The organism is Nocardioides endophyticus, assembly GCF_039543845.1.
Classification (GTDB): Bacteria; Actinomycetota; Actinomycetes; order Propionibacteriales; family Nocardioidaceae; genus Nocardioides; species Nocardioides endophyticus.
The window spans coordinates 52550-69587 of the sequence record NZ_BAABKN010000033.1 but is presented as its reverse complement, the minus strand read 5'-3'; the positions used below and the strand labels follow the sequence as shown (position 1 = coordinate 69587).

The window sequence follows — 17038 nt, the reverse complement described above, 5'->3', positions numbered from 1 at the left end:
AACAGATCCTCAGCAGCCTCGGACGACTTATGCAGCGGATCTCAAATCCGGGTCACTAGTGCCGCGAACCTGAAATCGCCGAGTCGGCGCTAGTTAACCCGCGAGTCGGCGCAAAGTGACCCCACTGTGGGTCATTTTGCGCCGACTCGCGGGTCATTTGGCGCCGACTCGGCGTTTGTCCTCCGATTCTCCGAGGACGGAGTGGCGTCAGCCGAAGAAGGCCTTGACGACCTTGGCGGCCGAGCGGCCGTCCTGCAGGTAGTTGTAGCGGTCGTGGAACGCCTTGAGCTCGCCGGCGTACTCCCGCTGCAGACCGTCCAGGTCGCGCAGCAGAGCCAACACCTGGTCCGGTGTGTCCACCAGGGGGCCGGGAGCCGACTCCTCGAAGGGGTAGAGGAAACCGCGTACGCCGCCGGTGTAGGTGTCCAGGTCGGGGACCAGGAAGACCATCGGTCGTCCGGTCAGCGCGAAGTCGAAGCGCAACGACGAGTAGTCGAGGACCGCCGCGTCCGAGGCCAGGATCAGGTCGTTGATCTCCGGGTAGTGCGTCACGTCGACGAGCTGGGCATCGCCCTCGGTCTGCGCCGTGCCGTGGAAACGGTGCCCTCGCATCAGCAGGACGTAGTCACGACCGAGCTTGCGGCTGGCGACCTCGACGTCGAGGTGGTGCATGACCTCGGCCCGGCGCCAGTTCGTCGCCAGGTCGTCACGCCAGGTGGGCGCGTAGAGGATCGCGCGCTGACCCGGTGAGATCCCCAGCCGCGCCCGGGTCTCCTCGCGGATCCGCTCCGCGTCCTGGGACACGAGCACATCGTCGCGGGGGTAGCCCTCGCTGTGGATCGGACCGTCGTACCGGTACTCGCGACGGTAGTGCTCATCCATCTCCGGCGACGGCGTCAGGATCATCGACCAGTCCGCGGAGGTGCGGGCCAGCTCGAGTTCGATGCGACGCGGCGTGTAGCCCTTGGCGTCCCACATCCGGATGCCCATGGACTTCGCGGGATAGCCGTGGAACGTCTGGAGCACCTGCTGCCCCGGGCGCAGGGCGAACCAGCGGTCCAGGTCGATGTTGAGGCACACGTAGCGCGCGGTGGCCATCAGTCGGTACCACTCCCGCGAGTGCATCAGCACCGGCGTGCCGCCCTCGGGCACCGCCGACGCACGGTCGACGACCCCCCAGTAGATCGTCAGGTCCGGGCGGGTACGCCGCAGCTCGTGGTGGATCGCTAGCTGGCTGTCCGTGGCGGTGACCCCGGTGTAGGACTGCAGGTAGACCGCGGACTCGTCGATGGGCAGGTCGCAGGTGCGGTACCACTCCTGCAACCGGGCCTGGGCGAGCTGGCCGCGGTCCTCGTCCGCGAGCGGCGACAGGAGGATCACGCCGGCCTCGCGGCCGCTGCGCGATGCGCGCATCCGGAACTCGTCGGACACGGAGAAGTCCATCAGCCGGTCGAGCAGTGACTCTCCCACCAGCGCCCGGCCCTCGTGGGGCGCGGCCTGGGGCCCGAACTCGACGCGGAACCGGTAGCTGCCGGCGGGGATGTGGGTCTCGCCGAGACCCCACTCGTCCCAGAGAGTGCTGAACCGGATCCGGAGCGTCGCACCGTCGGTCTCGGTCACCTGGCCGACCACGGTGTTGCGTCGACGGCCCAGCGTGACCTCGTACCGGGCCGGGGCGGTGCCCAGCCAGCGCGCGGTGACCTCGATGTCGCCGGCCCCGAGCTCGACGTCCTCGACGACGAGCGTCCCGAGGGCGTCCACCACGTCGACGTCACCGGTGTCCGACCGGGTGAGAGCGATCGCACCGGTGCCTTCAGCGAGCCACTGCGGCGCGTCGGCGGGCCAGGCGACCGGCACCTCGCGGCCGGTCGCGGTCACAGCCAGGAGGCGTAGCCGGCGCGGCGGGTCGGCCGGACGCGGCCGGCTCAGCTCGAGGGCGAACGTGGTCCCGCTCGACGTGTCCGCGCACCTCGCTCGAGCGACGATGCCGACGTCGTCGACCGCGCGAACCTCGGTCAGGCGCTCGCCCCCGGGGTCGACAGTGGCTCGCACGGTCGTGCCAGTGACGGAGGCCTCGACCAGCTGCGGCTTCGAGGCGGGCGCCGCGACCAGACGGAACCGAGAGGCATTGCGGCCGCGGATCCCCACGCGTGCGCCACGCAGGTGCCGGTCTCCCAGGTGCCCGGTCTCGACCATGCCGGCCGAGGCCCGGTCGTCGACCTCGGCGAGGGTGCCGCGACGGGTCGTCCCCTGGGCACGGATCTCGAGCTCCAACGACCATGTGGTCTCACTGCCGCGCTCGACGGCACGCCCGGCCAGGGCGGTGGTGTCGACCGCGATGGTGAAGGCGCCCTCGGCGTAGTCCTGGTAGCGCGAGCCTGCGAAGAGGTTCGCGCGGTCGTCGGCGTACCGCGACACGTCGAGCACGACCCGTTCGCCGGTGCCGCGCTCCACGAGCCGGGCCCGCAGCTCGGTGTCCGGGCCGAGCTCGACGTGCTGGATCCGGGCGAACCCACGCAGCTCGAGGAGCTGCGGGCTCACCCACTGGACCCGGTAGAGAACAGCCCACAGCGGCGTCTCGGACTCGTGCATCACGAAGGTGCTGCTCGGTACGCCGACCGCAGGGTCCTCGAAGTACGGCAGGTGGGCGAGCACGACGCCGTCGCGGACCTCGGTCGGACGGTGGGACCGCTCGAAGAACCGGGCTGTCACGTAGTCCTCGAGCTCCTGGCGCTTGTCCTCGCGGATCAGCCACAGCTTGACGCGCGAGTCCGCCCGAAGCGCCGCCCAGGCACTCTCGCCGCCGGACGCGACGAGCTCGTCGACCACCTCCCGCAGGCGGGTCCACTGCGCGGGGGTCGCGCGCTCCACGTCGCCGAGGAACGGCTGGATCGCGGCGTCGAGGGTGCCCCAGAGCCACCAGTCGAGCACGTCGGGGAGCTCGAGGGCAGCCACGGACCGCTGGATGGCGGCGTGCTCGTCCAGCCACACATCGAGCTCGGACAGCACGTCGCGGACCGCTCCGACACTGACGCCTTCGCGACGCTGGGTCGGGATGTAGGCGGCGTCGCGGAGGAGATCGAACGACGGGGCCGCGACGTACGTCGCGAGCGCGAACTCGGTCCCCAGGCGGTCGCGTGGGTCGAACCGGAGGCCCGCGTCGGCCCAGAAGGAACGACGCAGCATGCGATTGCCGATCCCGAGGTCGGTGATCGCGACCGGCGAGGCTGCCAGCGTGGTGCCGCGGATCTCGGTCTGGTGGGCGGCCTCGAAGGGCGACTCCACCGATGCATTGAGGGACAGCGGCGGCTCGATCTGGCCGACCGCCATGGCCGATCCAGTCTCCTCGAGACAGGCGACCTGGCGCTCGAGCGCGTTCGTGGAGAGGTCGTCGCCGCCGCGCACGAAGACGAGATAGCCGGTGCGGGCGCGGGCGGCGCCGGCGTTCCAAGCCGAGGCGAGGTCGCCGGCAGCGGGCTGGATGCGGATCCGCCAGTCCTCGGCCGCCTGCTCGCGGGCGGCCGCGAGCGCTCCGGACGCGGGGCCGTAGGGCACCACGAGCACGTCGAGGTTGCGGTGGCGCTGTCCCCGGATCGACTTCAGGCAGGGGGTCACCCGGCGGGTCTCGGTGTCGCTCACCGCCACGACGACGGTGACGCGCGGACCCTGCCAGCGACCGCGGAAGGCGCGGGTCGCCCGTCCGAGTGGGCCGCGGACGCTCGCGGGGGTGGCCTTCCCGGCTCGAACCAGCACTCGCTCGACGCGCTGGCGTGCACGCATGCGTTGCCCTCTCTCCCTATCCCCCGACGAGCGACCGATCGTATCCCGCCGAGGCACGTGGCCCCGGCGCCGGGCCTCGGCGGCGAGACCGTGTCAGGACCCGCTGGACGCGGCGGGGTCGTCGAGACCGGCGAGGACCTCCGCGAGGTAGCGTCCCTCGTTGTCGATGTCGAAGGTGAACGACGACTGGAAGACGCCCGGGGTGTCGGGGAGCGACGTGATCGAGTCGATCCGGTGGCCGAGCACCGAGGCCATGAGGTACTCGTTGCGGGCCCAGTAGGCCTCCGAGCTGAGCATGATCAGGTGGGTCGGCTCGGGGGCGAAGCAGACGTTGAACAACCCGCTGCCGGCAAAGCCCGCGAGCACGCTCGCCGATCGGAACATCGCCACCTGCTCGGCCAACGGGTACTCCTCCGGGAAGATCACCTCGAACCCGGCGGCGCGGAAGATCTCCTCGACCTCCTCGGTGTTGTTGCAGGCGCGCTTCTTGATCCGGCGCGAGCAGAAGATCCGATCCGGGCGCGGCTTGTCCTCGGCGTCCGCGGCGAGCGCGTCGCCCATCCTCCGCCACGTGTCCGCGATGGCCGGGTGCACGTACTCGGGGTTCGACAGCATCGGTCCTGCCGACAGCAGCCGCTCGACCCGCACCGGCTCGCGGATCAGCACGATGTCCTCCGCCGGGATGCCGGCGGCGCCGTAGATCACGAGCTCGTAGGACATCAGGTCGGGCCGACGGTTGGTGCCCACCAGGACCTTGAGGTCGGGGACCAGCTCCTTGGCGCGCGGCCAGGCCCACAGTCGTGAGACCTGCTCCGTCAGCAGGTGCCCGAAGTGGCCGCGCACCTCGTTGTCGAGGTGGAAGTAGGTGCCTTCCAGCACGGGCAGGTCGGTCGTGTCGAACGGCAGCCTGGCGTAGCCGGGGGCGACCTCGATCGTGTGGCCGTTGCGCAGTCGCTTGCGGGCGTTGTGACGGAACGTGTCCGGCCACAGCACTCGGTCATCGGCGACGATCTGGCCCGGCGCGACGATGACGTCGCGGTAGTCGCGCAGGTACGCCGCCGGCGCGTCGTACTCCGTCGGCTGCTTGGGGCCGCGGGTCGACGCGCTCTCCCGCAGGTCGCACCGGGAGGTGAACCGCAGGCCGTCGACCACCTCGACGATGGCGTGCCCGAGCTCGGGACGACGCTCGATGACGCGGTTGCCCTCCTCCTCGCGCAGCTTGGCCAGCGCCGGACCGGCGCCGTTGGTCAGCACCAGGTGCTCGCCGCGTACGACGGCTTCGGTGAGCGCGTCGGCGACCGCCTGCTCGTCGTACTCGTGGATCCGGACCCGCTTGCGCTCCGGGGGGATCCGCTTGCCGACGCGCTTCGCGGCGCCGGCCAACAACGTCTCGAACGGGCTCGAGTCCTCGGTCGGGGCCTCGGTCAGGGAGGGCAGGTCGGGCGCTCCGCCCGCGATCACCAGGTGGCCGCCGGCAGTGAGCTGGTTGAACACCTCCTGGAACCGCCCCTTGCGGCCCTGCTCGACACCGGTGAGGTCGAGCACCAGGTCGAAGGGTCCGGCAACGGTCACCGTCACGTGGCGCCGCGACGGGCTGGTGTCGGCGGGGACGACCTTCACGGTCGCCCCCTCGAGCCGGCGTCGCAGTGCCCGGACCAGGGGCTTCGGGCGCTCCTCGGCCACGACCGCGATACGGGGCGCCAGCCGGTCCCCGAGCAGGTCGACGGCCAGCCCCAGCAGCTCCTCGTCCAGGACGGCGGGACGGTCCGGGGCATCCGCGACGGTCGCCGGCTGCCCGCGGAGACGACGGCGGACCCGGCCGGCCAGCGCTCGTGCGCTCCCCCACGCTCCTGCAGCCACGGCGCTCCTCGGTGTGTTCCGGGGCCACTCGGGCTGCCGCCCGGGACCGGCGACCCAGCCTAGGGCACGGCAGGCTCCGACCCAGGAGGCGTGCCATAGGCTTCGGCGTACTCCGCCCAACCGCGAAGAACAGGCCGATGACCGACTCAGATGCTCGCCGCCGCGTGGTCGATGTCGTTCGCGGCCGAGGGTGGTCGCGGAAGGCCGGACGGGCGGACGAGCCGGCAGACACTCCCGAGGCGGCGCCGGCGCTCACCGTCGTCATCCCGGTCTACAACGTCGAGCCGTACCTCGCTGAGTGTCTCGACAGCGTCCTCGGCCAGTCGCTGACCGGCCTCGAGGTGATCGCCGTCGATGACGGCTCGACCGACGGCTGTCTCGAGATCCTGCGGCAGTACGCCGCTCGCGACCCGCGGCTGCGCGTCCTCACCCAGCCGAACGCCGGGCAGGGCGCCGCCCGCAATCACGGGGTCGCCGAGGCGCGGGGTGAGTTCCTCACCTTCTGCGACTCCGACGACACAGTCCCGCGGTCGGCGTACAAGGCGATGGTCCGCACGTTGCGTCGATCCGGTTCCGACTTCGTGGTCGGTGCCGCCCAGCGCACCAGGCACGGCGTGGCGCGCCAGGTCGCCTGGGGCCGGACCGTGCACGAGGTCGACCGGATCGCCACGACCATCGACGACTTCCCGGCGGCGATGCAGGACATCATCGCCTGCAACCGGGTGTTCCGCACCGCCTTCTGGCGCGACCGGATCGGGGGCTTCGGCGCCAGGACCGCCTACGAGGACCACGTCCCGATGCTGGCGGCCTACGTCCGTGCGGACCGGTTCGATGTCCTCGCCCGAGTCACGTACCGCTGGCGGGCGCGCGAGGACCTGACGAGCACGGGCCAGCAGAAGGCCGTCATGCAGAACCTCCTGGACCGGATCACCGTGAAGGAGGAGGCCTACGACCTGCTCCGGGCAGAGGCGAGTGAGGCGACGTACGACGCCTGGGTGGGCCGGTGTCTCGACATCGACTTCCCGCCCTTCCTGCCGCACGCCCTGACCGGCTCGGACGAGTACCGCGAGGCGCTCGCCACGACGTACCGCACCTTCCTGGACCGCGCCACGCCCCGTGCGTTGCGCACCGTCCGGCACGACCGCGCGGTCCGCGCCTGGCTGTGCGCCGAGCGGCAGTGGGATGCGTTGAGCATCGCCGACGAGCACTTCCGCACCGCCGGCCAGCCAGCGGTCCGGGTGGTTGGCGACCGGATGTTCGCCGTACCCGACCTTCCGACGTCCGTCGGCGACCTGGTCCCCGCCGAGCTCTGGTCGCTGGCCGACTCCGAGACGACGCTGCGCACCGGGCTCCGGTGGGTGGCGGTCGACGGGTCCGCGCTCCGGATCTCGGGTTGGGCACTGGTCCCGGGGCTGGGCACCGAGGACCGGTCCGGAGAGCTCGAAGCCTGGCTCGTCGGCGGCGCCGGGACCGTCGCTCCCCTTTCGATCAGGGCGGCGGCCGACCCCGAGGTCGACCAGTGGGCCAACGACGGCAACGTGAGCTACCTGCACTCGGCCTTCGACGCCACCGCAGACCTGGCCACCCTCATCGACACCGGGTCCCCCACGACCTGGACCCTGCGGGTGCGGCTCAGCCACGGACCGGTGGTCCGGGAGTCCGGGGTGTACGACGCGATCGACGGATCGCCCGCGCAGCTGCTGCGCGCCCAGGTCGGCGACGCCCACGGCACCCCGGTGCAGGTGTTGCCGGGCTGGGACCCGGCCAGCGGCTTTCGGGTGGTCGTCGGGCCGCCAGCAGACAGCGACGAGGGCGTCGATGACGGCCCGGAGCTCCGGGTCGAGCGGCTCGACCTGGGCCCCGGAGCGATCCTCGTCGAGGCAGTGACGACCGGGCTCGCCGAGGGCGAGATCGCGGCGGCCAGGTGGCGCGGTCGCTATCTGGACCTGCCCGTCACCGCCGTCGAGACCGTCGGAGAGTCGGCCCGGCTGCGGTTCGCGACCACGGCCACCGCGCCGTACGGCGTCGAGACGCTCGCGCCCAACGGCCGCTACACCCTGGTCGTCGCCACGCAGGGCGGCGACGAGGTGGAGGCGACGGCCGCTCCGGCGCTGGCCCGGACCCTGCCCCACTCGCAGGCCGGGGGCGACCACCGGCTGACCCTGCGGCTGCGCTCGGACGGCACGCTCGTCGCCGTCCTCGGCGCACCGCTGGACGACGAGGAGCGGCGTCCCGACGTGCAGCAACGGATGCGCCGGGCGCACCAGCAGCGGCAGACGGGACCGAGCTCGACGCCCGGCGTCCTGCTTCATGTCGCCGGTGGTGACGTGGGCGACAGCCCGGCGGCCCTCGACGCTGCGCTCGCCCGGTTGCGGCCCGACATCGCTCGCCACTGGGCCGTCCGGGGCCGCAGCGCCGCCGTCCCTGACGGAGCAGCCGCGGTCCTGGTCGGGAGCCGGGAGTGGTACGCGCAGCTCGCGAGCTCACCGATGCTGTGGACCAGCGGTGAGCTGCCCGGATTCTTCGTCAGGCATCCGGACCAACGAACCGTCCAGACGTTCGCGGGCTTCCCGACCGGGCCGATCGGCGTGAGCGCCTGGCGGGGTCGCGGTCAGACTGCCCGCGCCGTCGCCCTCGAGCTGGCTCGGCGGCACCAGCAGTGGCAGACCCTGATCGCGCCCAACGAGGCCGTCGCGGAGCTCTACCGCCGCGAGTTCGAGTTCGACGGCGCGGTGCTGGTCACCGGCTACCCGCGCTACGACGGCCTGGTCAACCGCGACCGCGAGGCAGTGCGGGCCGCGGTGCTCGCCCGGATGGGGGTTCCGCTCGACCATCGGGTGGTGCTCTACGCGCCGGCGGACCGGGCCCACCGGTCGCAGGCACCGGCCGAGCTCGACGTACGGCGACTGGCGGCCGCGCTCGGCGAGGACCATCTCGTGCTCACCCTCGGCATGCGGCGCATCGAGCAGACCGAGCCGGGCGCGGCACCGGTCGTCGACGTGACGCACGGACCGGCGCTCGACGACGTGCTCCTCACCGCCGACGCGGCGGTGCTCGACTACTCGGACCTGCGTCTCGACTGGGCGCTCACGGGGCGGCCCGCGATCTTCCACGTGCCCGACCACGACGCCCGTCTCGCGGCGCTGCCGGCACTCCTCGACTTCGACAGCACCGCCGCCGGACCTCGGGTGGCCGACCTCGACGGCGTCCTCGACCACCTCCGCGACCTCGACGGGCTGCGTGACCAGCACGCGGCCGCGGTCGCAGAGCTCAACCGCATCCACCACGTGCTCCACGACGGTCATGCCGCCGAGCGGGTCGTCCGGGCGCTGCTCGACTGACGCTGCTCAGTCGGCGGAGGCGAGCACGTCGACGACGACGTCAGCGATCCGCTCGCCGGACGCGCCGTCCCACAGCGGCGGTACGACGCCGGGCGTGGGGCCGTCGCCCGCCAGCACTGCGTCCACGTGCCCGGCGAGGCCCTCGGTGGTGACCAGGCGGTTGGTGCCGTGGGTGATGGTCACCGGGCGCTCCGTGTTGGGACGCAGCGTCAGGCACGGGACGCCGAGGACCGTGGTCTCCTCCTGGATGCCGCCGGAGTCGGTGACCACCAGTGCCGACCCGGCGACCAGCCCGAGGAACTCGAGGTAGCCGAGCGGCTCGGTCGCGTGCACCCGCGGGTGGTCGAACAGTCCGGAGGCCTCCAGCTGCTGCCGTCCGCGCGGGTGCACCGGGAGCACCAGGTCGATCCGGTCCCCCACCCTGCGCAGAGCGGCCACCATCCGGTCGAGGGTCGCTGGGTCGTCGACGTTGCCGGGACGGTGCAACGTGGCCACGGCGTACGTCGCCGGCAGGTCCAGCTCGGTGACGACCCGCGAGCCGTCGAACCGGTCACGCAGCCGTAGCAGCGTGTCGATCATCGGGTTGCCGACGAAGTGCATCCGGTCCGGGTCCACACCCTCGCGGGCCAGGTGCACGAGCGCGTCGGGACTGGTCGCGAACACGATGTCGCTGAGGCGGTCGGTGACGACCCGGTTGACCTCCTCGGGCATGGTCCAGTCGAAGCTGCGCAGGCCGGCCTCGACGTGGGCACAGCGGACCCCGAGCTTGGCGGCCACGAGAGCCGCCGCCAGCGTCGAGTTCACGTCGCCGTAGACGACGACCAGGTCGGGACGCTCGTCGAGGAAGACCGTCTCGAGGGCGGTCATCATCGCGGCCGTCTGCACGGCGTGCGACCCCGAGCCGATGCCGAGGTTCAGGTCCGGCTCAGGGAGTCCGAGGTCGCGGAAGAAGATCTCGGACATGTTGCGGTCGTAGTGCTGACCCGTGTGGACCAGCAGCTGCCGCACGCCGCGCCTCTCGAGGGCGGCGATCACCGGCGCGGCCTTCGGGAAGTTCGGCCGGGCACCGGTGACGTGCAGGACCAGCGGGGACATGCGTTCCTCCCAGGGCACGATCCCCTCGGGGCGCTGGTCGTGAGAGCCTTGCCCGTGGTCGAGCCTCGAGGAGTGAACAGAGCAGTGGGCAGTGTAGTCGTGGTCGGTCTTGGCTATGTCGGGGTGCCGCTTGCCCAGCTGGCGGTCGCGCGAGGCCTCGAGGTCACCGGCCTCGACACCTCCGAGCGGATCGTCACCAGCCTCAACTCCGGCGCCTCTCACATCGACGACCTCAGCGACGATGACATCGCCGAGATGGTCTCCGGCGGGTTCCGGGCGAGCACGGACCCCGCCGTCGTGGCCGCTGCAGACACCGTCGTCATCTGCGTGCCGACCCCGCTGGACCCCGCCGGTGGCCCCGACCTCTCCATGGTCCGGAGCGCGGCGCGCTCGATCGGACCGCACCTGACGAGCGGCTCCCTGGTGGTGCTCGAGTCGACGACGTACCCCGGGACCACCGACGAGGTCCTGCGTCCGATCCTCGAGGAGCTGTCGGGGCTGAGCGTCGGCGCCGACCTCGCCCTGGCCTTCTCCCCGGAGCGCGTCGACCCCGGCAACTCGGAGTTCGGGATCGGCAACACCCCGAAGGTCGTCGGCGGCACCACCCCTGACTGCGCCCGGCGGGCCGAGGCGTTCTACGCCCAGCTGACCACCGAGGTCGTGGTCGCGCGCGGGACGCGGGAGGCCGAGATGTCCAAGCTGCTGGAGAACACCTACCGGCAGGTCAACATCGCCCTCGTCAACGAGATGGTCCGGTTCTCCCACGAGCTCGACATCGACTTCTGGGACGTGATCCGGCTCGCGCGGACGAAGCCGTTCGGCTTCCAGGCCTTCTATCCCGGTCCGGGTGTCGGCGGCCACTGCATCCCGATCGACCCGAACTACCTCTCGCACCGCGTCGCGGAGCAGCTCGGCTACCCGTTCCGCTTCGTGGAGCTGGCCCAGGAGATCAACTCCGGCATGCCTCGCTATGTCGCGCAGCGGATCCAGTCCCTGCTCAACGACCGTGCGCTCCCGGTCAACGGGTCGAGCGTGCTGCTGCTCGGCGTGACCTACAAGCCCGACATCGCCGACCAGCGCGAGTCACCGGCGATCCCGCTGGCCCAGGTGCTGCTCGGCATGGGCGCCCGGGTCTCGTACGCCGACCCGCACGTGTCGGACTGGCTGGTCGAGGGCGCAGTCCGCGCCGAAGACCCGGTAGCGGCGGCGGCCGACGCGGACATCACGGTGCTGCTGCAGCAACACCGTGCCTTCGACATCGAGGCGCTGACGGGTGCGGCGCGCTGCCTCTTCGACCTGCGCGGCGTCGCCGCCGGCCCGAGGGTCGAACGGCTCTGAGCAGCGACCGGCGCGCTCAGCGGCGCTGGTCGTCCGCGTCGCCCCGGTCTGCGCGGGCAAGGGGACGCTCCGCAGGGGGACTGGTGGAGGAGACGACCGCGATGCGGGACTCGATCTGACGGATCCTGGCCGCTGTCCGGGCGCCCTGGTCGGCGTCGGCGGCGACCCGCTTGGCGAGCCTCGCCCGGACTCGGTCGACGTCCCCCCTGAGACGACGCGTCCGGCCGCCCAGCGTCCGGACCTCGGCGGACAGGATGCGCAGCGTCCGCACCACCCAGGCCAGCGCCAGAGCAACCGTGGCCAGGGCCAAGGCGAGCATCGCCCAGACGACCTCGCCGCCGTCGATGACCTCCGCGGCGAGCACGCCGAGCGCGGCGCCGAGCACCACCAGGACGCCCGCCAGGGGAAGCCGGTACCCGAGCAGGATGGAGCGGGAGCGGGACGTCGGTGGAGCCGGCGGCCGCGGTGCTTGGTTGCGGCCCCGGCCCGACGGCCGTGGCTTCGTCACGGTGCTCGGTCGGGGCGGATAGGGCGTGAGATCGGGGACACTGGAACGACCCGGCCGGTCGCTCGTCGACCCGGCCAGCTCGCGCTGAGCGCGCAGCAGCCGCGCGTGGGCGACGAAGCCGTCATCGTCACCGGACCTCGTCAGTCCACCGGGACCCTCTCCGGTCAGCGGGCCGAGATCTGCCGCAGCGTCGCTGGCCGCCCACCACGTGACCGGGAGGTCGCCGAGGCAGGCATCGCCCAGGATCCGAAGTCCCTGGAGCTGCTCGGCCTGCACCGAACCCGAGCCGTCACCGACGCTCCGCGCCAGCCTGCTGCCGGGATGGGTGACGACGTGGTTGGTCACGGCGCTCAACGCCGGCTCGGGGATCGGTCCGGCCAAGACGAGCGCCGTGTCAGCAGTGGCCTCGAGCAGGTCCGCCTGCGCGTCGTCGAGACTGCCCACCACGAGGTCGTCGAAAGCGGCACCGAGCGACGACAGGACCGCGGTCGGCTGCGTCGCCCACAGGATCGCCCGCCGGGGCGTTGCCGCGGCTTCCGAGGCAGGGCTCGTCATGGGGGTCCTTCCGTCTGCGGCGTCACGGGCTACGGTCTGCTCGCGAGTCCCTCGAGCGTAGTGAATGCGCGCAGCCGGGCGAGCCGACACGTCGGTGTCGGTCCGCCCGGCTGCGGAACCAGATCAGGCGCCGGGACGCTGCCAGACGCGCACCCAGTCGTACTTGGTGACGGACGGCAGCTGGCTCACCTTGAGTGCAGGGATCTCCCACATGGAGGTCAGCGAGCTGAGGACGACCTTCTCGGGGACGTGCGAGACACTCTTCGAGGTCTTGAGGGTGACCGCGCCGTCAACCCGGAAGATGTAGCCGGTCGGGCTCCATTCCACCGAGTACACGTGCCAACCCTGCGACCACTCCTTCTTCTTGGGCAGCAGGTGGCGGGACTTGTACTCACCGCCGATCGAATCCCATTTACCCTTCTTGTTCATCGTGTGGACGAAGCTGGCGAGCCCACCCTTGGGTCGATCGTCGCCGAAGTACTCGGCGATGTCGATTTCGGCACCGGTGCTCGCGTCGCCGGGCGTGATGGCGGAGTAGTCGGGAACATCCAGCCAGAACGCGCTGTGCTGACCCCGCGCCGGAGAGAACTTCACCCGCGCCGCCGCGAACCCGTACTTCATGTGATGCTCCGGGCTGTCGGCCGCAACCATCGCGTTGCCGAACTGGCCGGTCGGGCAGGTCTTCGTCTTCGCGCCTTGCACACCGGGCAGGAGGGAGACCTTGAGGTTGGCGGCGCCGCCCTGCCGGTAGGCATTGCCGGCGAGGACGTCGGAGCAGTCGAACTTGGTTGGCTGCCGACCGGGAACCCAGGTCTTCCAGATAGCTGGGTTCAGTGCTCCGGAGCCGGAGAACTCATCACCCCACGTGAGCTTCCAGTTCGACGACTTCACGGACTTGCTGACGACCTGCTTGTCCTTCTTCGTCTTGACCGCGAGCACCCGGTAGCTGACCGGCTTGCGCTTCGACACACCCGGGACGTTGAAGGTGGCGTTGCCCTTCTTGTCCTGCACGGTGGTGGTGACGACCTTCCACCGCTTGCCGACCTTGGCCTGGACCTGGACCTTGCGGCCCGGGCGAGCCGGCTTGAAGGTGGCGAGGCCCGGGGTCAGCCCAGACCGTCCGGCCTTCGACTGCCCCACAGGAGCCGCGGCGATGTTGATCGACACCACCCTCTGCGCCTTGCGGGCGTGGGGCTGGGCCGCTGCGCCGTTGCCTCCGTCGCTGCAGGCCTGCAGCGACAGGCCGATCACCAGAGGTGCCACCGCAGCAAACACCCACGGTCGCAGCCGGGTCGTCTTCAGCGTTCCGATCACAGACATCCAATCTCCATTCACATGTGCCACCGGTCAGAGGTGGTCTTCGAGCATCGCAGCAAGCTCAGCGCGTGCCGATTCGGCGTCACCGAGCGGGGACTGGTACCGGGCCTTCTTGGTGGACAGCACACTCCCGATCTCGGTGATCGCCCAGACGTCGGTATCGCTACCGGCGTAGTCCGACCACTTCGAAGGCAGGTAGGGGTTGCGCGCGTGCAGACCCTCGGTCCTTGCGTCGTTGACCAGGAGCACGTCCATCCGGGTGGCGAGGTTGAGCGCCCCCAGGTAGGAGACGTACGGATTCGCGATGATGACGCCGCCCAGTCCGGCTTCCACGGTGTCGGCCTCGAGCTCGTCGGGCTTGGCGGTGAAGACGTGCAGGCGCACGCGCTCGCGCTGCTCCGGAGTCAGGCTGCGGATGGCGGCCACGACCTCGGTCAGCCCACGAGTCGCGTAGAAGTTCCCGAAGTACGCGAGGTTGAGGTGTCCGGGGTCGAGCGGGTAGTCGACGGTCTCGAGGTGGTAGAACGTCGGCTCCAGCGTGGGGTGCTCGCTGACCTTCGAGATCGACCTGACCCGCGCCTCCAGCTCGGGGCGGCCGAGGTAGCCAAGCATGACCTCACGCTGGTTCTCGTTGGTGAAGACGATCTCGTCGGCGAGGGCGTACGCCAGCAGCTCGACCAGCTCGGCGACGTTGACCTCCTCGCCCAGCTCGACGCCGGCGGCCGCCAGCCCCGCGACGAGCTCGTCGCGCAAGGGTCCGGGGCGGGCGAGCGTCGACCGGCGGTGCCCGCGGCTGTCCCACTGCTGCGGGTCCGAGAACTCCGCGATCCAGGTCGCCTCCGGGTGCCGGATCTTGTAGAGGCCCGCGAGCACGTTGGACGGCGCCCACATGGTCCGGCTGTAGACCGATCGGTAGCGGCCCTTGATCGTCTCCCAGTCGGCGATCTGCTCCATGCCGGTCGCCACGAACCGCTCGATGGGACGCCAGTTGAAGGTCCCGGCCTTGCCAGCGAGCTCTGCGTGCTCCCCGATGAACTCCTGGGCGATCAGCTGGCCCGTGAGGTCGCGTTCGGCGCGCGACGCCAGCGACTGGGAGATGACGTCGACGACGACGCCGCGGCGACGGATGCGGCGCGCCGCGACTGACCCGCTCGTGTCGGCCCAGGGCGGGAACGCGTAGCAGATGGCCAGGTCGCGGGCGAGTCCGGCGTTGAGCACGTCGTAGCGCATCACCGACTCGAGCCCGCGTTCGCGGATCTCCTCGATGGCCCGACGGTGCTCGCCGAGCGCCTCACGGAGGTAGCCGTTCAGGAAGTTGATCTGGGCGGCGACCATGTAGCCCCGGACCATCGCGGCCTCGGGGTGACGGACCTCTCGGCTCGCCAGCCGTTCGATGACCTCGAGGCGCTGGCTGACGCTGAAGTCATAGCTGGCGATCTGCCGGGACAACGAACCGGCCCGGATCGACCGGTGGTAGGCAGCGTCCGAGTCGGCGTCGACGACCCGGAAGAGGAAGGGCGCGCGGTTGAAGAGGTCGAACCAGTAGACGACGTCCTCGCCGCTGCGCAGCGAGGGATCGAAGGCCGCGGTGCGGGCAAGCGCGGTCGGGACCAGCTTCGCGGCGACGAATCCCAGCGCGGTCGACAGCACTTCGCCGGCGACGGTCTGGCCGGCGTGCGTGGAGATGCGCCGGTTGAGGTAGTTGTCGAACTCGACCAGGCCGTCGGCCGTGTCGGCCAGCACGTCGGCCACCATGCCGATCGGGATCACGCCGTCCTCGGCTGCGGCCGCCAGCGACTCCAGGAAGCCGGGCGAGACCGCGTCGTCGTCATCGACGAAGGTGATGTGCTGCCCCGCGGCCGCGGCGATGCCGGCGTTGCGGGCTCGGCCCGCACCCGACTCCCGGAGCTGGACGGTGCGGAGCCGGAGTCGGGGGTGCTGCCGGCGGACCTGCTGGATGCGGTCCGGCGTGTCGTCCAGGATTCCGTTGAGTACGACGACCACCTCGAACTCGGACGGGTCCATCGTCTGGCGGGCCAGCGAGTCCAGCGTCTCGACGATCCGGTCCGCGCCACCGTGTGAGGGGATGACGACGGTCACGAAGGGCTTCGTGGTCCCGTGACTCATCCATTCTCCCTGAGCGAACGCGACTCGTGCAGAACGAGCGTCGGGCGGCATCGTATCCGGGCGCAAAGCTCCTCGCCGAATCATGCCTGGCCAGCCCAGCGCGTCGCAGGCCGCCCCGGAGCGCCCGGAGCGGCCTGCGACGTCACTTCGTCGTCAGAGCAGACCTGCGTCTTCCAGGAAGGCGTGAGCGACGTCCTCAGGGGTCTTCCGGTCGACTGCCACCTCGCCGTTGAGCGTGGTGAGCTCTTCGGTCGTCAGCGCCGCCATCAGCCCGTTGAGCACGTCGGCGACGTCCGGGTGCGCCTCCAGGAAGGCACTGCTGACGGCCGGCACCAGGTTCTGCGCAGGCTGGATCTGCAGGTCGTCCTCGAGCACCACCAGACCCTGGGACTCCAGCGTGCCGTCAGTGGTGCTGGTCTCGCCGAGCTCCGCCTCGCCCCTGAGCACCGACTGGTAGGTCTGGTCGCTGGCGTAGCCGAGCGGGAGGACCTTGGTGATGTCGATGCCGTACTCGTCCGATAGCCCACCCTCGCAGTCGAGGCGCCCCTCGCAGTCGGGCGCGGCGGCCAGCACGACCGACTTGCCCTTGAGGTCCGAGAGCTTGGTGACGCCCTCGGACTCCGAGAACTCCTTCGTCACGAAGAAGGCGTTGGTGTCGGTGGCCGCGGACTGGTCGAGCAGCGTGATCCCGGCGCCGTCGAGCAGCTCGGTGCCCTGGCTGGCGAGCTCCGCGCCGTCACCGGCCGTGAACGGGTCCGCCTTCGCGCCGTTCTCGCGGGCGTTGAGGAAGTTGACGATGCCGCCGACGTACTCCGGGACGACGTCGATGCTGTCCGGGAACGTCGCCATGTAGGCGTCGCGGGTGTCGACCAGCTTGACGTCGGTCTCGTAGCCGGCGTTGGTCAGCAGCTCGTCGTACATGGCGGCGACCAGCGCGGCCTCGGGGAAGGCCTGCCCAGAGATCCGGACCGGACCCTGGTCGGCGGCGGCAGACGTGTCGGTCGACGGCGAGTTGTCGTCGGAGGCGTCACTCAGGTCGGAGCCGGCGCAGCCGACCAAGAGGAGGGAGCCGGCGGCGAGCGCCACGGCCAGGGAACGTCGTACGTGCATGTGCTTT

The 17038-nt window shown here is 71.0% G+C and carries 9 protein-coding genes; 2 read left to right on the top strand and 7 right to left on the bottom strand.

The genetic code is table 11. The features are described from left to right. Positions 1-207: 207 nt before the first annotated feature. Positions 208-3780 (bottom strand): bifunctional glycosyltransferase/CDP-glycerol:glycerophosphate glycerophosphotransferase, encoded by a 3573-nt coding sequence (locus ABEA33_RS24380; protein WP_345529707.1) that lies wholly within the window; start codon positions 3778-3780, stop codon positions 208-210. A 93-nt stretch (positions 3781-3873) separates the two neighbouring features. After that, on the bottom strand, positions 3874-5640 hold the full coding sequence (locus tag ABEA33_RS24375; RefSeq protein WP_345529705.1) for a glycosyltransferase family 61 protein: 1767 nt from the start codon (positions 5638-5640) through the stop codon (positions 3874-3876). A gap of 137 nt (positions 5641-5777) precedes the next feature. Between ABEA33_RS24375 and ABEA33_RS24370 the strand changes: the two genes are divergently transcribed. Continuing rightward, the gene (locus tag ABEA33_RS24370; protein ID WP_345529703.1) at positions 5778-8981 is read left to right on the top strand and encodes a bifunctional glycosyltransferase/CDP-glycerol:glycerophosphate glycerophosphotransferase; all 3204 of its coding nucleotides are present in this window, start codon (positions 5778-5780) and stop codon (positions 8979-8981) included. A gap of 6 nt (positions 8982-8987) precedes the next feature. On the opposite strand, the gene wecB is transcribed toward ABEA33_RS24370, so the two are convergent. Further along, entirely contained in the window at positions 8988-10076 is a 1089-nt protein-coding gene (gene wecB, locus ABEA33_RS24365) for a non-hydrolyzing UDP-N-acetylglucosamine 2-epimerase (protein WP_345529701.1), read from the bottom strand. Between the two features lie 84 nt (positions 10077-10160). Here wecB and ABEA33_RS24360 point away from each other — a divergent pair, with 84 nt between their 5' ends. Further along, on the top strand, positions 10161-11414 hold the full coding sequence (locus ABEA33_RS24360) for a nucleotide sugar dehydrogenase (RefSeq protein WP_345529700.1): 1254 nt from the start codon (positions 10161-10163) through the stop codon (positions 11412-11414). Between the two features lie 16 nt (positions 11415-11430). Here the strand turns inward: ABEA33_RS24360 and ABEA33_RS24355 are convergent, their stop codons facing one another. From ABEA33_RS24355 to ABEA33_RS24340, 4 genes are all read right to left on the bottom strand, one after another. Beyond that, positions 11431-12477, bottom strand: coding sequence for a hypothetical protein (locus ABEA33_RS24355; protein ID WP_345529699.1), 1047 nt, complete (start codon positions 12475-12477; stop codon positions 11431-11433). 123 nt (positions 12478-12600) lie between these two features. Then, positions 12601-13797: a glycoside hydrolase family 16 protein gene (locus tag ABEA33_RS24350; protein ID WP_345529698.1), complete on the bottom strand. Its 1197-nt coding sequence runs from the start codon at positions 13795-13797 to the stop codon at positions 12601-12603. 27 nt (positions 13798-13824) lie between these two features. Then, positions 13825-15921 (bottom strand): glycosyltransferase, encoded by a 2097-nt coding sequence (locus ABEA33_RS24345; RefSeq protein WP_345529697.1) that lies wholly within the window; start codon positions 15919-15921, stop codon positions 13825-13827. A gap of 153 nt (positions 15922-16074) precedes the next feature. Beyond that, entirely contained in the window at positions 16075-17031 is a 957-nt protein-coding gene (locus tag ABEA33_RS24340; protein ID WP_345529696.1) for an ABC transporter substrate-binding protein, read from the bottom strand. Positions 17032-17038 lie beyond the last annotated feature (7 nt).

What these genes read in the sequence shown, in the direction of transcription:
- ABEA33_RS24345 (WP_345529697.1), bottom strand. Translation starts at nt 15,921, where the DNA reads ATGAGTCACGGGACCACGAAGCCCTTCGTGACCGTCGTCATCCCCTCA.
- ABEA33_RS24350 (WP_345529698.1), bottom strand. Translation starts at nt 13,797, where the DNA reads ATGTCTGTGATCGGAACGCTGAAGACGACCCGGCTGCGACCGTGGGTG.
- ABEA33_RS24355 (WP_345529699.1), bottom strand. Translation starts at nt 12,477, where the DNA reads ATGACGAGCCCTGCCTCGGAAGCCGCGGCAACGCCCCGGCGGGCGATC.
- wecB (WP_345529701.1), bottom strand. Translation starts at nt 10,076, where the DNA reads ATGTCCCCGCTGGTCCTGCACGTCACCGGTGCCCGGCCGAACTTCCCG.
- ABEA33_RS24380 (WP_345529707.1), bottom strand. Translation starts at nt 3,780, where the DNA reads ATGCGTGCACGCCAGCGCGTCGAGCGAGTGCTGGTTCGAGCCGGGAAG.
- ABEA33_RS24370 (WP_345529703.1), top strand. Translation starts at nt 5,778, where the DNA reads ATGACCGACTCAGATGCTCGCCGCCGCGTGGTCGATGTCGTTCGCGGC.
- ABEA33_RS24340 (WP_345529696.1), bottom strand. Translation starts at nt 17,031, where the DNA reads ATGCACGTACGACGTTCCCTGGCCGTGGCGCTCGCCGCCGGCTCCCTC.